Here is a 15,553-nt window from a genome sequence, read left to right on the forward strand (position 1 = left end):
CGGTACGACCGGCAGCCTGGTGCCGAGCAGCGGGTGCGGCGGGCCGCCGACCGGGTAGCGGACGTCGAGTCCGCCGACGGCGGCGGCCAGGTGGGCGCGGACCGGTGCGTGGGCGACGAGTTCGCGGACCAGGGTGCGCACCGCGTCCACCTCGGGCCCGCCCAGCAGCAGGAGCGCCTGGGCCTCGATGGAGGCGAGGGTCCGCGCGCCCACGGCGTGGCGTTCGTCGTGGTAGGTGTCGAGGAGACCGGGGTGGGCGCGGCCGGTGACTTCGGCGGCCAGTTTCCACCCCAGGTTGAAGGCGTCCTGGAGGCCCAGGTTGAGTGCCTGGCCGCCGATCGGCATCTGCCGGTGGGCCGCGTCCCCCGCGAACAGCACCCGCCCGTGCCGGTAGCGGGCGAGCTGCCGGGACGCGTCGCCGAAGGCGTTCACCCACAACGGCACGCCCGTGCTCACGTCTTCGCCGGTGACCCGTTTCCACGCCTCGGACACCTCGGCGAACGCCGGTGCGCCGGTGCGCTTCCGAGCCGCCGACGTGCCGTGCCCGTGGACCATCAGCCGGGTCACGCCGTCGGGCCGCCGGGCGGCGATGGCCAGGCCGTCCGGCAGCCGCTCGAACCGGCGGTCGGGGACGTCGATGCCGTCGACGTCGGCGCGCACCATCTCGCGCCGCGCGTCGTGGCCGGGGAAGTCTGCCCCCACCAGCCGCCTGACCGTGCTGTCCTCGCCGTCGCAGGCGACGAGGTGGCCGGCCCGTATCCGTACGGGGCCGTGGGGTCCGAGCGCCTCGGCCTCCACGTACTCCGGGGTCTGTGTGACGGCCCGCACCTCGTGGCCGGGCCTGATGTCGGCACCGAGCCCGGCGGCCCAGCCGCCCAGCAGGCGCTCGGTGTCGGCCTGCGGAACCTTCCACTGGCCCGGGTGGCTGCCGGGCAGGCTGAGGTCGAGCGGGATTCCGGCGAAGTGACCGCGCAGGTCGTTCGGCGGGGCGGGGATCGTCTCCAGCAGTCCACGGCTGTCCAGGATCTCCATGGTGCGGGCGTGCAGCGTCGTGGCCCGCGACTCGGTGAGGGGTCCGGTGCGCCGTTCCAGTACGACGACCCGCGCCCCGCCGAGGCGCAGTTCCCCGGCGAGCAGCAGCCCGACGGGACCGGCTCCGACGACCAGCACCTGGGTGTCCGGACGGTCGTGGACCATGTCAGCCCTGCTTCCCTGCGAGATTCTCGGCGTACGTCCTGGCGTGCCCGAGGGTGGCGAGGCTGTTGGTGGAGAGGGCGGAGTGCACATACGCGCGGGCGTCGGACACGCCGGCGTCGGGGCCGAGCACCGCGGGGATGTTCTCGGTGTTCAGGGTGACGGTGTGCTGGGAGGAGGCGACCGTGCCGTCGGGCCCCTCGTCAAAGGTCCAGACGCCGGTGTGCAGGGTCAGCAGGGCGGGCAGGGTGACCTGCTTGTAGACGATGCGCCGGTGCGGGAACGTCACCCGGTACGACTTGGTGGTGTGGGTGGAGCCGTCCTTGGCGCGGGTGTCCATCTCCAGCGTCTGGAGGCCGGGGGCGTCCTCGGTGAGCCGCACGGTGGCCACGTGCGGCAGCCGCTCTTCCCAGAGGTCGGCCCGGTCGATGAAGTCGAAGAGGTCCTTCGCGGACCCCGCGACCTCGACGCTGTCGGTGAAGGAGAACGTCAGCTCCTCGGCCGCGTGGGCCGCCTCGACGTTGGTCTTGAGGGCGGCGAGCTCGGAGCGGCTGTTGCGGTCGACGGCGTCGTCGATCCAGGCGAGTTGGGCGGGATCGTCGTCGACGGCGCGGTAGTCGTGCAGCAGCCGCACCCGTGCCCGGTCCCCGCCGAGCGGTTCGACGATCCAGGTACCGCCCATGGCGGCGACCGGCGGGGCGCTGATCTCCTGCCGGAAGGTGATGCGCAGGCCTTCCGGGTCCAGGGTGCGGCGCGAGGTCCAGTTCTTGGCCTCTCCGCCCGCGCCGGCGGTGGCCCAGATCCGGATGCGTTCCTCGCCCTCGCTCCGCTCCACCTGGTCGACGTGGATCGTCGGCGGGAAGATGCGCGGCCAGTTCGCCACCTCGGCCAGCAGGCGGTAGACCGCTGGTGCGGGGGCGTCGACGGCGATCTCGTGCTCGACCTCACGGGTCGTCATGGTCACTGCTCCTCGGGTTCGGGGCTGGGTGCGGCGGGTGGGGGCCCGACGGTCGGTCCTGGGGCGGGTGCCGCGGTGGACGGTGGGCCCTGGGGCGGCTCGCGGCGGTCAGAAGTTGCCGAGGCCGCCGCAGACGTTCAGGGCCTGCGCCGTGATGGAACCGGCGGGGTCGGAGGCGAGGTAGCCGACCAGACCGGCGACCTCCTCGGGGGTGGAGTACCGGCCGAGCGGGATCTTGGCCTGGAACTTCTCCAGGATCGCGTCCTCGGTGGTGTCCCACGCCTCGGCGTATCCCTGCCGGACCCGCTGGGCCATCGGCGTCTCGACGTATCCGGGGCAGACGGCGTTGACGGTGATACCGGTGGGCGCCAGTTCGTTGCCGAGGGCTTTGGTGAAGCCGACGACGCCGTGTTTGGAGGCGGAGTAAGGGGCGCCCAGGACCACACCCTGCTTTCCGGCGGTGGAGGCGATGTTGATGATGCGACCGCGGTCCTTGTGGCGGAGGCCGCCGGTGGTGAGGACCTCACGGGTGACCCGGAAGACGCTGGTCAGATTGGTCTCGATGACGTCCTCCCAGAGTTCGTCGGCGATGTCGGCGGTGACGCCGCCGCCGGACCGGCCGGCGTTGTTGACCAGCACGTCGACGGTGCCGAACCGGTCGACGGCGGTCTGTACGAACTCCCGTACACCGTCGGCGTCCCGGACGTCGACGACGGCCCCGGCGACGGTCAGCCCCTCGGCGGTGAGTTCCTTGACCGTGGCCGCGACGTTCCCGGCGTCGCGGGCGCCGATGAAGACCCGGTGGCCCTGCGCGCCGAGCAGTCGGGCTACGGCGAGTCCGATGCCGCTGGTGGCACCGGTGACGAGGGCGACGGGGCCCGTCTCGCTGGTGGTGGCGGTCATGATGGGTGGTCCTCTCAGGAGTTGGCGGACGCGGACAGCAGTTCGTTGACGACCTTGATGAGCGCGCGCGGGGTGGTGGCGTCGGTCAGCGCGTCGTCGTCGAGCGTGACGCCGTACTCGCGTTCGATGCTCCCGCCGGTCTCCAGCAGCGCCAGCGACTCGTAGCCGAGGGCCCCGAAGTCGGTGTCCAGGACACCGTCGTGAAAGTCGGCGCTCTCTTCGGCACCGGCGGCGTCCCGGAGGATTCGTTCGAGGTCGGTGAGGGTGAACTCTGCTGCGGGCATGGGGGGTCCTCGGGTGGTCGGGTCAGTGGGCGGGGGCGCGCAGCACGACGGCGGAGTTGAATCCACCGTGGCCGCGGGCCAGTACGAGCGCGGTACGCAAGTCGGCCGGGCGGGCCCGGTCGACGACGAGGTCGAGCGGGTGGCCGGGCGACGGCCGCACGTTCACGGCGGCGGGGATCAACCCGTCGCGCAGTGCCAGCAGGGCGGCGGCCAGGTCGAGCGGCGCACCGCCCGAGTAGAGCCGGCCGGTCATGGTCTTGGGCACGCTGACCGGCACGCGTCGCTCCCCGAACACGGCGGTGATCGCCTCGGCCTCGGCCCGGTCGAGTCCGGGATCGGCCGCACCGTCGGCGAAGACGACGTCGATGTCGTCCGGGCCCGACGAGGCGTCCTCCAGCGCGAGTTCGATGGCCTTGCGCAGTCCGGGCGGGCGTCCGGAGCCGGGCTTCGGGTCGAAGGTGGAGCCGTATCCGGCGATCTCCCCGTAGTCGCGGGCACCGCGTTCCCTGGCGGCGTCCGCGTCCTCCAGGATGAGGATCGCGCCGCCCTCGCCGGGCACGTACCCCCGGGCGTCCGGGTCGAAGGGAAGATAGGCGCGGGTCGGTTCCTCGCTGGTGCTGAGCCGGCCGCTCGCGAGCTGGGCGACCCAGCCCCAGGGGCAGAGGGAGGCATCGATTCCGCCGGAGACGACGAGCCGGGTGCCCTTGCGGATCTGGCGGCGGGCCTGGGCCACGGCGTCGAGTCCGCCGGCCTGGTCCCCGACGACGACGCCGCTCGGCCCCTTCATGCCGTTGCGGATGGAGATCTGTCCGCTGTTGACGGCGTAGAACCAGGCGAAGGACTGGTAGGCGGATACGTACTTGCTGCCCTGGCTCCACAGTTTGCGCAGCTCGTTCTGGCCGAACTCGAAGCCGCCGGAGGCGCTGGCGGTGACCACGCCCATGTCGAACGCGTCGAGTTCTTCGGGGCGCACCCCCGCGTCGGCGAGCGCCCAGTCGGCGGCGGCGAGGGCGATCCTGGTCATCCGGTCGGTCTGCGGGATGAGGCGGCTCGGCAGGTGGTCCTCGGCGGTGAAGCCGGGTACCTCTCCGGCGAGTTTGGCCGGGTAGCCGGACGGGTCGAAGCGGGTGAGCCGGCCGATGCCGCTCTTTCCGCCGCGGGTGGCCGCCCAGTAGTCCTTGGTGCCGAGGCCATTGGGCGAGGCGATGCCGAGGCCGGTGACGACGACGGAGGACGGGGTGGTCACGCCGCTCTCCTCTCCGGGTCGGCCAGCACCATCGCGCTCTGGAACCCTCCGAACCCGCTGCCGACGGTGAGCACCGCGTCGGTGAGCTGGTCCCGGGCGTGCAGGGGTACGTAGTCGAGGTCGCACTCGGGGTCGGGGGTGTGCAGGTTCGCGGTGGGCGGGACCACGTCGTGCTCCATGGCGAGGACGGACGCAGCGATCTCGATGGAACCGATCGCCCCCAAGGAGTGGCCCACCATCGACTTGATCGAGCTGACCGGCGTCCGGTAGGCGTGGTCGCCGAGGCTCTTCTTGAACGCGGCCGTCTCGTGCCGGTCGTTCTGCTTGGTGCCCGAGCCGTGCGCGTTGATGTAGTCGATCGACTCCACGGGCAGCCGCGCCTCGTCCAGCGCGACCCGGATGGCCTCGGCCATCTCGGCGCCGTCGGGCCGCAGTCCGGTCATGTGGTAGGCGTTCGAGCGAGTGGCGTAGCCGGCGATCTCGGCGTAGATGTGCGCTCCTCGGTGGCGGGCGCTCTCCAGCTCCTCCAGCACGAAGACGGCGGCTCCCTCCCCGAGTACGAATCCGTTGCGGGTCCCGTCGAACGGGCGGGAGGCGTGCGCCGGGTCGTCGTGGCGGGGTGTGGTGGCCTTGATGGCGTCGAAGCAGGCCATGGTGATCGGGGAGATCGGTGCGTCCGACGAACCCGCGACCATCACGTCGGCACTGCCTTCGCGGATCAGTTCGGCGGCGTAGCCGACGGAGTCGATGCCTGAGGTGCAGCCGGTGGAGACCACGGTGCTGGGGCCTTCCGCGCCGACCGCCCAGGCCACCTCGGCGGCGAACGAGCTGGGGACGAGGTGACCGTAGAGGTGGGGCGCGGCGTACCGGTGGTCGACGAGGTCGATCCGCCCGCCGTCGCTGACGACCCGGTACTCCTCGTCCAGTCCCATGGTGGCGCCGACCGCGCTGCCGACGGAGACGCCGATCCGGTACGGGTCGAGCTCGCCGGTGGCGATGCCGCTGTCGGAGACCGCGCCGCGCGCGGCGACGACCGCGAACTGCGCGGCGCGGTCCATCCGCCGGATCTCCTGGGGCGTCAGCCCGTGCTCGTACGGGTCGAAGTCGATCTCGGCGGCGACGCGGGAGCGGAAGGGCGTGGGATCGAAGAAGGTGATGCCCCGGGTCGCGGTACGGCCCTCGCTGAGCAGGGTCCAGAAGTCCTTGACGCCCACCCCGCCGGGTGCGAGCACCTCGACGCCGGTGATGACGACGCGGCGCTCGCTCACGCGGACGCCTCCCACGTGTAGAAGCGCTTGGCCATCGCGTCGGCCGGGGACCGCCAGGTCGCGGGGTCGTACGCCTCGATGAACGGCTTGAGGTCCTCGCTGATGCCGATGAAGCGGGGGTCGGTCTTGGCCTCCTCGATCAGCGCGCCGCCGTTGTCCTCGTCGAAGTCCTGGAGGTGGAAGTACAGGCCGCGGTAGGAGAACAACTGGCGTCGGCGGGTGCCCATCCGGTGCGGCATCCCGGTGGCGTCGAACTCGTTGAACAACCGGGCGACATCGGCGCTCGCGCCGGGTTTCATCCGTGCCACGATCAGCGTGCTGTGCATGACTCACTCCTGATTCATGTTGCGTCCATGACATGACTGCGGCGTCGCGCGCCCGCTGCGGGACCTTCCGGCGCCGCCTGCGCGGACGACGCGCACGGACGGACGCCCCGGACGGGCGGGAAGGGTCGCGGCCCGAGAACGGGCCGCTCGGGTCAGCCGGTGGGCCGACAGCGCGCGACGACGGGAACGCGGACGCCGGCTTCGGCGGCGGCGGCCGGTGTCCCGGGCGCGGGGTCGACGGACGAAGGGGCGGCCCCCACGGCGGCGGGCACGCCACGAACCACGCGAACAGCGGCTGTCGGAGCCCCGTGGACGGGAACGGCAGGCCGGACGGGCGGCCGTGCGGCGCGGCCGGTCCGCGGCGTGCGCCCGACGGCCGAGCCGACCGCGCACCCCGTTCCCGCCCACTCCCACGAACCGCCCGTCACAGGTTCCACCGGACTTCGCCCACCTCTCCAGGACACGCCACCAGGCCGTGACCTCAAGGTTCGACGGTCGCGGAGACGCGGACAAGGCGGTTCGGTTCAGGGAATCGTCAGTTACGTCAGAGGCGGCGCACCGACGTCAGATCCCAGCGGACCAATGACAGGAAAGGGTCCGGGGAGGGATGCGAAACGTGGGACGGACGGGAGACACGCCACAGTGCGACAGGCAGGGACGCCGGGTCTCGGGCGCGTTCCGGGCACGGGTGGGGGCGGGCGGGCGCACCCCGAGGAGCAGCCCGCAACCGCACCGATCGCACCGACCGCACCGACCGCACCGACCGCACCGACCGCACCGACCGCACCGACGCAGCCGTACACGGAGAACGGGCCTTCGTCGTGCATCCCCACGACGACGGCCCGTTCTCCGTCAACGGCACCTTCCGGTACTTCGGTTGGGCAACGCCCCCTCTGCCTTTCGGCGGGTTCACCGGCATACAGCTGACCTTCTCCCCGCGCGGGCCGGAGCCCGGGAAAGGGTTCCGGGCGCACGGGAGGTGATCTCCGGCTGCTGGCCGGCCGGGGTGTCCGGGGTTGATCCGCCGGGCCCCCTCAGGGCAACAGGGGTCCAGGTCCGGCCGCGGAGACTTCCACGGCCTCGGTCTTCGGATTGCGGCGCTGGCGCTTGGCCATCCAGGTGGCGAACCACGAGAGGAGCATGCACATCCCGATGTAGATGGGGGAGATCACCATCACGACCGGAATGAACGGCAGGTCGTAGTCGAGGTTCGAGGCGATGAGCTTCCCCGCGTGGAGGAACTCCTCGTAGGTGATCAGATATCCGAGCGAGGTGTCCTTCAGGGCCACCACGAGCTGGCTGATGATGGTCGGCATCATGGCGCGTACCGCCTGGGGCGCGAGCACGGAGATCGTGACCTGCGTCTTGCGCATCCCCAGCGCGTACGCGGCCTCCCGCTGGCCACGCTCCACCGAGTTGATGCCGGTACGGAACACCTCGGCCAGCACCGAGCCGTTGTAGAGGGTCAGCCCGGCGACCAGGGCGGGCAGCGGCTGGACCTTCAGCGCCACGAAGATGAAGAAGATCATCACCAGCACGGGCATGGCCCGGAAGAACTCGACCAGCAGGGTGGCGATCCAGCGGACCGGCCGGTGCACGGAGAGCCGGCCGACGGCCAGGACCGCGCCGAGTGCCAGCGAGAGCACCGCCGCGTACCCGAAGGCCTTGAGGGTGTTGCCCAGTCCCCGCAGCAGCAGTTCCTGGATTCCCTTGTAGGTGAAGGGATTCCACTTGGCTGCGGCGAACTGACCGGTGTCGATGAGGAGATAGACGATCCAGCCGACGAGAGCGGCGACCAGGATCGTGGCGGCGACCCCGTAAAGGAAGTGCCGCTTGCGGGCTTCGGGCCCCGGGATGTCGTAGAGCGCGGTGGCGGCGGGCGCGGCGTGGGTGGTCATCGGGTCACTCCCCAGCGCTTCTCCAGCACGGTGAAGAGCGCGCTGATGGACAGGGTGATGATGAGGTAGCCGACGGCGATCCAGACGAAGGTCCAGATGATGCTGTAGCCGAGCTCGTTGAGGGTCTTGTAGGTGCCGAGCAGCTCGGTGACGCTGAAGGCGCCGGCGATCGCCGAGTTCTTGGCGAGCGCGATGAGCGTCGAACCCACCGGCGGGATCACGGAACGGAACGCCTGCGGCAGCACCACCGTGTTCAGGGTCTGCCCGAAGGACATCCCGAGGCTCCGGGCCGCCTCTCCCTGGCCGGTGGGCACGGTGTTGATACCGGAGCGCAGCACCTCGCAGATGAACGCCGAGGTGTAGCAGCCGAGCGCCAGGACGGCGAAGACGTTGAACGGCAGGACGAGGCCGAAGCGCGGCAGGCCGAGGAGGACGGCGAAGAACAGCAGGGTGAGCGGGGTGTTGCGCAGCACCGTCACCCAGACGGTGCCGACGAGCCGGAGCGAGCCGACCGGGGCGACCCGGAACGAGGCCATGACGAAGCCGAGCACGAGGGCCAGGAGCGAGGCGAAGACCGTGAGTTCGAGGGTGCCGAGGAACCCTTTGCCGTAGAGCGAGAAGTTCTCTGTCAGTACGTCCATGGTGGCCGGTCCCTCAGTTCGCCGGGTAGCGGTCGATGGGCGGCGGCGTCGGCGCGGGGACTCCGGACAGCCCCAGCGTCGCTTCGAACGCCTTCTTCCAGTTGCCGTTCTTCTCGTTCTCCTCCAGCGCGTCGTTGATCGCGGACCGCAGGGCGTTGTCGCTTCGTGGCACGCCGATGCCGTAGGGCTCCTCGGAGAAGGGCTTGCCGACGACCTTCATCTCGTCCGGCGCCTTCGCCGCGAAGCCCAGCAGGATCGCGTCGTCCGTGGTGACGACGTCGACCTGATAGGTCAGCAGGTTGTCGACGCAGATGGAGTACGTGTCGTAGGCGACCAGGTCCGCCTTCGGGTAGTCGGCGGCGATGCGCTGGTAGGGGGTGGAACCGGCGGCCGAGCAGACCGTCTTGCCGGCCAGGTCCTGGGGGCCGTGGATGTCGTTCTCGTCGGTGCGCACGAGGAGTCCCTGTCCGGCCATGAAGTACGGGCCGGCGAATCCGACGAGTTTCTTGCGCATGTCGTTGATGGTGTAGGTGCCGACGTAGTAGTCGATCTGGCCGTTCTGCAGGGCGGTCTCACGGTTGGCCGAGGCGATGGTCTTGAACTCGATGTCCTTCGGACCGAATCCGAGGTAGGCCGCCACCATCGTGGCGATCTCGATGTCGAATCCGGAGTAGACCCCGGTGGCCGGGTCCTTCTCGCCGAGGTAGGGCTGGTCCTCCTTGGCGCCGATCACCAGGTGGCCCCGGCGCTCCGCCCGGGTCCACGTCTTCGACGCGGGGAGCCGGAAGCCGGTGTTCACCGTGTAGTGCGGCAGTTCGTCGGCCTTGGGTCCCTTGACCGGCGGGCTTCCCTCCTTCCCGCACCCGGCGGCGAGCGCCGTCAGCAGCAGGGCGGCCAGCAGTGCGGTGATCTTCTTCGTACGCAACGCGGAGCCTCCCGTCAGTGCTTGAGGATCTTGGACAGGAAGTCCTTGGCGCGGTCGCTCTCGGGGGCGGTGAAGAACTCCTCCGGAGTGCGGTCCTCGACGATGAGTCCGTCCGCCATGAAGACCACCCGGTTCGCGGCGGAACGGGCGAAGCCCATCTCGTGGGTGACGACGACCATGGTCATCCCGTCCCGCGCCAGCTGCTGCATGACCTCCAGCACCTCGTTGATCATCTCCGGGTCGAGCGCCGAGGTGGGCTCGTCGAAGAGGAGGGCCTTGGGGTCCATGGCGAGGGCGCGGGCGATGGCCACGCGCTGCTGCTGTCCTCCGGAGAGCTGCGCGGGGAACTTGTCGGCGTGCGCGGCGAGCCCCACGCGCTCCAGCAGCTCCCTGGAACGGGCGTCGGCCTCGGGCCTCTTCCGCCCGCGCACCTTCATCGGCGCGAGCGAGACGTTGGCCAGCACGGTCTTGTGCGCGAACAGGTTGAACGACTGGAAGACCATGCCGACTTCGGCCCTGAGCCGTGCCAGTCCCTTGCCCTCCTCGGGGAGCGGCTTCCCGTCGATGGTGATCCGGCCCGACTCGATCGTCTCCAGCCGGTTGATCGCACGGCAGAGCGTGGATTTTCCGGAGCCGGAGGGGCCGATGACCACGACCACCTCCCCGCGGCCGACGGTGAGATTGATGTCCCGCAGAACGTGCAACTCTCCGAAGTGCTTGTTGACGTCCCGCAGATCGATCAACGGATCGACGGCCATACGCTGCCCTGCCCATGTGTCGCTGTGTGTCGGCTCAGCGGAAACTATCCGCATGGGTAAGGGACTTCACGCCCGACACGCAAACAGGGCAAAAGGCTGTTTATCTAGGTGGTGCCCGGCGGCCGGGCCCGGATACCACCGGGCATCCGGGCCGGACACCACCCGGGGGGCCGGGCCGAACACCGTCCGGGGGCCCGGGCCGGACACCACCCGGAGGCCCGGGCCGGACATCACCCGGGTGTCATTCCTCGGCCGCCTCCGCGTACACCTGGGACAGTTCGGGGCTGCCGTAGACCGCCCAGTCCAGGCCCGCTCCGACGACGTCGACCTCCCGCCCGGAGGCCAGCAGCACGACGGGCTGCCCGCTCGGCCAGACGTCCCACCGTGCACCGGGCACGGTCCGTACGAGCACGGTGCCGAGGTACAGGCCCGCGTCGTTTCCCATCCACGGCGCCTCCTCCGGATCGTCGCGCCAGCGGGGCGGCAGCTGGTCGAGCGCCGTCAACGAGCCCGGGGTGTCGTCCAGTTCGAGCCCACTGCTCCCCGCACGGACACGCAGCAGCTCGCATTCGGCGAGAACCTCCGCGAGGCCGGCGGGGTCCGTCTCGGCGGTCTCCGCCAGCGTCATCGCACGCGTACCGCCTTGACGCTTGCGCCAGTTGCCCAAGAAGGGGATGTTCACCCCACAAGGGTCGCACTTTCGTCCCCCCGTACGCCACAGGGCGCGCGCCGCGCACGCGGGCGTGGTACCCGGTCCCGGAGGGAAGCCACCCGCTCCGTAAGCTGCCGGAATGAGCACACAGGACTATCTCTCCGGTCTCTTCTCCCTGGCGGGCAGGACCGCCCTCGTCACCGGCGGCAGCTCCGGTATCGGCCGGGCGACCGCGGAGGCGCTCGCCCGCGCGGGCGCGGAAGTGACCGTCGTGGCCCGCCGCGAGGCCGAACTGAAGTCGACCGTGGACGAGTTGACCGAGGCCGGCTGCCGCGCCCACTGGGTGAGCGCGGACCTCGCCACGACCGACGGGGTCGGGCGGGCGGCCGACGCCGTGGTCGCGCGGTCCGGGGAGCCGGACATCGTGGTGAACTGCGCCGGGATCAACCTGCGTCCGCCGATGGGCGAGCTGGGCGAGGACGTCTGGGACACCACGATGGCGATCAACCTCAAGGCCCCCTATCTGCTCGGCGAACGGTTCGGGCCGGGGATGGCGGAGCGCGGGTACGGGCGGCTCATCCACATCACCTCGCAGCAGGCGCACCGGGCCTTCGTGAACAGCGGGGCGTACGGCGTCTCCAAGGGCGGGCTGGAGTCACTGGCCCGGTCCCAGGCCGAGGCGTGGTCGCGGTACGGGGTCACCGCGAACACCCTGGTCCCCGGCTTCGTGATGACCCCGCTGAACGCACGGCTCTCCTCCGACCCGGAGAAGGTGGCGGCGCTGGCCGCCCGCACCATGGTGGGGCGCAACGGGCTGGCCGAGGACTTCGCCGCCGCGGCGGTGTTCCTGTCCGGTCCCGGCTCCGCTTACGTGACCGGACAGTCGCTCTTCGTGGACGGCGGGCTCTCCGTCCACTGACGAGGCGCCGAGGGCTCGTTCCGAGTCCTTCGGCGAGCCCGGCCCGGGGCCCGATACGGGCCCTGGCCGGGGGCGCCCGTCGTACGGACGCCCCCACGAGCGGGTCAGGCGCCGGGCCGCTTCCGGGTCGCCCCGGCGACGGCGGCGACCAAGGCCTCGGCGGCGGCGGACGCCTGCCGCTTGTCGATCCCGAGGCCGGTGAGCACCCCGTCACCGTCCTCGTGTTCCAGAAGTGCCAGCAGGATGTGCTCGGTTCCCACGTAGGCGTGGCCGAGCCGCAGGGCCTCGCGGAAGGTGAGTTCGAGGACCTTGCGGGAGCCGGCGTCGTACGGGATCAGCTCGGGAACCTCTTCGGCGGCGGGCGGCAGCGCGGCGAGGGCCGCGGCGCGGACCGCTTCCGGGGTGACGCCCCGGGCCGCGATCACCTGGGCGCCGACGCCTTCGGTGTCGGCGACGAGGCCGAGCACCAGGTGCGCGGGGAGGACCTCGGTGTTCCCGGCGAGGTGGGCCTCGTTGTGGGCGGCGACCGCGACGTTCCGGGCGCGCGGGGTGAACCGGGCGAAGCCCTCGTTGGGGTCCAGGTCCGCGGAATCGTCCGGCTTCTTCGGGACGAAACGCTTCTGTGCGGCCTGTCGGGTCACCCCCATACTCCTGCCGATGTCCGTCCAGGAGGCGCCCGAGCGGCGGGCCTGGTCCACGAAATGGCCGATGAGGTGGTCGGCGATGTCACCGAGGTGGTCGGCCGCGACGACCGCGCCGGAGAGCTGCTCCAGGGCGTCGGAGTGAGACTTCTTGATGGCCTCGATGAGGTCGTCGAGGCGCACGGGAGGTTCGACTGCTGCCGGTTGCGTCATGTGTCAACCGTAAGTTGACACTCGCAGGAGTGTCAACCTTCGGTTGTCATTCGGTTGTCATTCGGGGGTCACTGGCCGGCTGGTCCGCGGGTTCCGGCGTCCGCCGTCCGGATCCGGGCCTCAGAACTCCAGGTCCACCACGACCGGTGCGTGGTCCGACGCGCCCTTGCCCTTGCGCGCCTCGCGGTCGACGTAGGCGTCCTTCACGGCGGCGGCGAACGGGGCGTTGCCGTAGGCGAGGTCGATCCGCATGCCCCGGTTCTTGGGGAAGCGGAGCTCGCGGTAGTCCCAGAAAGTGAACGGGTGGTCGTACTTCAGGGGGCGCGGCACGACGTCGCTCAGTCCCTCCTCCCGCAGCGCGGCAAGGGCGTCCCGCTCGGCGGGGGTGACGTGGGTGGCACCCTCGAAGAGCGCCGGGTCCCACACGTCCTCGTCGGTGGGCGCGACGTTGTAGTCGCCGAGCACGGCGAAGGGCCGGGGCCCCGTCGCGTCCGCGGCGACGGCGCCGCGCAGCGCCTCCAGCCAGCGCAGCTTGTAGGCGTAGTGCTCGTGCGTGACCTCGCGGCCGTTGGGAACGTAGACCGACCAGAGCCGCACGGGTCCGCAGGTCGCGGAGATCGCCCGGGGCTCTTCCGTACCGTCGTACGCGGGGCCGCCCGGCAGGCCCATGACCACGTCGTCCAGGCCCACGCGGGAGATCAGCGCCACGCCGTTCCACCGGCCGGTGGCGTTCACCGCGGAGGCGTACCCCAGCTCCCGCAGCTCGTCGGCGGGGAACTGCTCGGCCGTGCACTTGGTCTCCTGGACGCACAGCACATCGGTGCCGCTGCTCTCCAGCCAAGCCAGCAGCCTCGGCAGGCGGGCGGTGATCGAGTTGACGTTCCACGTGGCGATGCGCATGGAACCCAACCTAACCGGTACCACCGACAGTCGCGGACCTGGCGTGGACCTGGCTCGCGGGCCGCGGAAGAGCCCTCGGAACCCGGCGGGTCCCGGAGCCCTCGGACCTGGCGGGTCTCAGAGCCCGGTGTGCTCCCCCGGTGCCATCCGGCCGTGGTCACTGCCGCCGAGTGCCCCGATCTGACTGTCGTAGATCGGCCGGGCCAGGTCGGTGAGCAGGGCGTCGTGGATGTCGATGGCCCGGCGCGGCCCGACCTCGCGCACGTAGTCGATGACCTCCGAGATCTTGCTCCACGGGGCCATCACCGGCAGCAGCAGGGTGTCGACCGGCTGCTCGGGGACGGTGAGCGCGTCGCCCGGGTGGAAGACCGCGCCGTCGACGAGGAAGCCGACGTTGGTGATGCGCGGGATGTCGGGGTGGATCACCGCGTGGAGCTCGCCGTGGACCTGGACGTCGAACCCTGCGGCACTGAAGGTGTCGCCGTGGCCGACGGTGTGCACCCGCCCGGGGAAGGCCGCCGCCAGTTGCTCGGCGACACTGCGCAGCGTCCAGATCTCGGCCGCCGGGTTGGCCTCCAGGGCCGCCCTCAGCCGGCCCTCGTCGAAGTGGTCCGGGTGCTCGTGCGTCACCAGGATGGCGTCGGCGCCGACGGCCTCGTCCTCCCCGGAGAACCCGCCCGGGTCGATGACGAGGGCCTGCCCGTCCTTGTCCAGGCGGATGCAGGAGTGTCGCTTCTTGGTGAGCGTGAGAGGCGATGCGTTCATGGTCTCCATCCTGCTACGCGGGCGGGGTCGTTTCTTCCTGAATCACTGACTGGGCCACGGCGAACGCGGCCCCGGCGGCGGGAATCCCGCAGTACACGGAGGTCTGGAGCAGGACTTCCTTGATCTCCGCGGGCGTGAGGCCGTTGCGCAGCGCCGCCCTCAGGTGCGCGGCGAGGCCCTCCAGCCGGCCGGACGCGATCAGCGCGGTGAGCGTGACGCAGCTGCGGGTACGGCGGTCGAGTCCCTCGCGGCTCCAGACCTCGCCCCACGCATAGCGGGTGACGAGGTCCTCGAAGTCCTCGGTGAACGGGTCGGTGGCGGCTCCGGCCCTGTCCACGTGGGCGTCTCCGAGCACCTCCCTGCGGACCTTCGTACCGATCGTGTGGCGGTCCGTACGCTCCGGGTCGACCGCGCGCGGGGCCGGCGGCGCGATCTCCGCGACGGGCGCGTACGGAGCGGAGAGCGGCGGGACGGCGGCGGGAGGGGAGGAAGCGACGACCGGGACGGCGCCGAGGGTGTCCTGCCAGGTGGTCGAGAAGTGGGTGAACAGCAGGTCCATCACCGCGGCCGGCTGTTCGACCGGCGCGAGGTGCGAGGCCCCCGGCACCAGGGCGAGGCGGGCGTCGGGGATGCCAGCGACCAGGGTGCGCGCCTCGGCGGGGCCGGTGACCCGGTCCTCGGCACCGACCACGACGAGCGTGGGCACACCGATGCGGCCCAGCTCACCGCGGATGTCGAAGGACGCGAGCGCCTCGCACGCGGCGATGTAGCACCCGGGGTCGGTGGTACGCACCATCTGCACGGCCCACTCGACGATGGCGGACTGCGCGGCGGCGAACCCGGGCGTGAACCAGCGCTCAGGGGAACTGCGGGCGATGGGCTCCAGGCCGTTGGTACGGACGATCACCCCGCGCTGGCGGAACTCGTCGGCGCTACCGAATCTGGGCGAGGCCGCGACGAGCGCGAGCGAGGCCACCCGATGGGGGTGGCGCAGCGCGAGGTCGGCACCGATGGCGCCGCCGATGGAGCAGCCCGCGTAGCCGAAGCGCTGGACGCCGAGGG

Annotated in this window: 17 protein-coding genes; 1 reads left to right on the forward strand and 16 read right to left on the reverse strand. The window is 71.2% G+C overall.

The window, feature by feature from the left end; genetic code table 11:
• From ACWD3D_RS20765 to ACWD3D_RS20820, 12 genes are all read right to left on the reverse strand, one after another.
• Window positions 1-1,197, reverse strand: a 1,197-nt coding sequence (locus ACWD3D_RS20765) for an FAD-dependent monooxygenase (RefSeq protein WP_451462313.1), incomplete at its 3' end; no start/stop codon positions are given.
• A 1-nt stretch (window position 1,198) separates the two neighbouring features.
• On the reverse strand, window positions 1,199-2,152 hold the full coding sequence (locus ACWD3D_RS20770) for an aromatase/cyclase (protein ID WP_451462314.1): 954 nt from the start codon (window positions 2,150-2,152) through the stop codon (window positions 1,199-1,201).
• 108 nt (window positions 2,153-2,260) lie between these two features.
• Entirely contained in the window at window positions 2,261-3,055 is a 795-nt protein-coding gene (gene fabG, locus ACWD3D_RS20775; RefSeq protein ID WP_451462315.1) for a 3-oxoacyl-ACP reductase FabG, read from the reverse strand.
• 14 nt (window positions 3,056-3,069) lie between these two features.
• Window positions 3,070-3,339 (reverse strand): acyl carrier protein, encoded by a 270-nt coding sequence (locus ACWD3D_RS20780; RefSeq protein WP_451462316.1) that lies wholly within the window; start codon window positions 3,337-3,339, stop codon window positions 3,070-3,072.
• Window positions 3,340-3,361: 22 nt separating this feature from the next.
• On the reverse strand, window positions 3,362-4,585 hold the full coding sequence (locus ACWD3D_RS20785) for a ketosynthase chain-length factor (RefSeq protein ID WP_451462317.1): 1,224 nt from the start codon (window positions 4,583-4,585) through the stop codon (window positions 3,362-3,364).
• Window positions 4,582-5,853: a beta-ketoacyl-[acyl-carrier-protein] synthase family protein gene (locus tag ACWD3D_RS20790; RefSeq protein WP_451462318.1), complete on the reverse strand. Its 1,272-nt coding sequence runs from the start codon at window positions 5,851-5,853 to the stop codon at window positions 4,582-4,584. The genes ACWD3D_RS20785 and ACWD3D_RS20790 overlap by 4 nt, the downstream gene beginning before the upstream one ends.
• Window positions 5,850-6,179 (reverse strand): TcmI family type II polyketide cyclase, encoded by a 330-nt coding sequence (locus tag ACWD3D_RS20795; RefSeq protein ID WP_451462319.1) that lies wholly within the window; start codon window positions 6,177-6,179, stop codon window positions 5,850-5,852. The genes ACWD3D_RS20790 and ACWD3D_RS20795 overlap by 4 nt, the downstream gene beginning before the upstream one ends.
• Before the next feature lie 1,034 nt (window positions 6,180-7,213).
• On the reverse strand, window positions 7,214-8,077 hold the full coding sequence (locus ACWD3D_RS20800; RefSeq protein WP_451462320.1) for an amino acid ABC transporter permease: 864 nt from the start codon (window positions 8,075-8,077) through the stop codon (window positions 7,214-7,216).
• The gene (locus ACWD3D_RS20805) at window positions 8,074-8,718 is read right to left on the reverse strand and encodes an amino acid ABC transporter permease (protein ID WP_387365461.1); all 645 of its coding nucleotides are present in this window, start codon (window positions 8,716-8,718) and stop codon (window positions 8,074-8,076) included. The genes ACWD3D_RS20800 and ACWD3D_RS20805 overlap by 4 nt, the downstream gene beginning before the upstream one ends.
• A gap of 13 nt (window positions 8,719-8,731) precedes the next feature.
• The gene (locus ACWD3D_RS20810; protein ID WP_451462321.1) at window positions 8,732-9,643 is read right to left on the reverse strand and encodes a glutamate ABC transporter substrate-binding protein; all 912 of its coding nucleotides are present in this window, start codon (window positions 9,641-9,643) and stop codon (window positions 8,732-8,734) included.
• Between the two features lie 14 nt (window positions 9,644-9,657).
• Window positions 9,658-10,401 carry an amino acid ABC transporter ATP-binding protein gene (locus ACWD3D_RS20815; RefSeq protein WP_451462322.1) on the reverse strand — a complete coding sequence of 248 codons (744 nt, stop codon included), beginning with the start codon at window positions 10,399-10,401 and terminating at the stop codon, window positions 9,658-9,660.
• 241 nt (window positions 10,402-10,642) lie between these two features.
• Window positions 10,643-11,083, reverse strand: a complete 441-nt coding sequence (locus ACWD3D_RS20820) for a DUF6278 family protein (protein WP_451462323.1) — start codon at window positions 11,081-11,083, stop codon at window positions 10,643-10,645.
• Between the two features lie 109 nt (window positions 11,084-11,192).
• On the opposite strand from ACWD3D_RS20820, the gene ACWD3D_RS20825 reads away from it, so the two are divergent.
• Window positions 11,193-11,972 carry an SDR family NAD(P)-dependent oxidoreductase gene (locus ACWD3D_RS20825; RefSeq protein WP_451462324.1) on the forward strand — a complete coding sequence of 260 codons (780 nt, stop codon included), beginning with the start codon at window positions 11,193-11,195 and terminating at the stop codon, window positions 11,970-11,972.
• A gap of 104 nt (window positions 11,973-12,076) precedes the next feature.
• Here the strand turns inward: ACWD3D_RS20825 and ACWD3D_RS20830 are convergent, their stop codons facing one another.
• The 4 genes from ACWD3D_RS20830 to pcaDC form a co-directional block, all read right to left on the reverse strand.
• Window positions 12,077-12,826, reverse strand: a complete 750-nt coding sequence (locus ACWD3D_RS20830) for a Clp protease N-terminal domain-containing protein (protein ID WP_451462325.1) — start codon at window positions 12,824-12,826, stop codon at window positions 12,077-12,079.
• Between the two features lie 120 nt (window positions 12,827-12,946).
• Entirely contained in the window at window positions 12,947-13,726 is a 780-nt protein-coding gene (locus tag ACWD3D_RS20835) for an exodeoxyribonuclease III (protein ID WP_451462326.1), read from the reverse strand.
• Between the two features lie 117 nt (window positions 13,727-13,843).
• Window positions 13,844-14,491 (reverse strand): MBL fold metallo-hydrolase, encoded by a 648-nt coding sequence (locus tag ACWD3D_RS20840; protein ID WP_451462327.1) that lies wholly within the window; start codon window positions 14,489-14,491, stop codon window positions 13,844-13,846.
• A gap of 13 nt (window positions 14,492-14,504) precedes the next feature.
• The coding region (pcaDC, locus tag ACWD3D_RS20845; protein WP_451462328.1) for a bifunctional 3-oxoadipate enol-lactonase/4-carboxymuconolactone decarboxylase PcaDC at window positions 14,505-15,553 on the reverse strand (1,049 nt) is incomplete at its 5' end.

Source organism: Streptomyces sp. NPDC002690 (assembly GCF_053592415.1).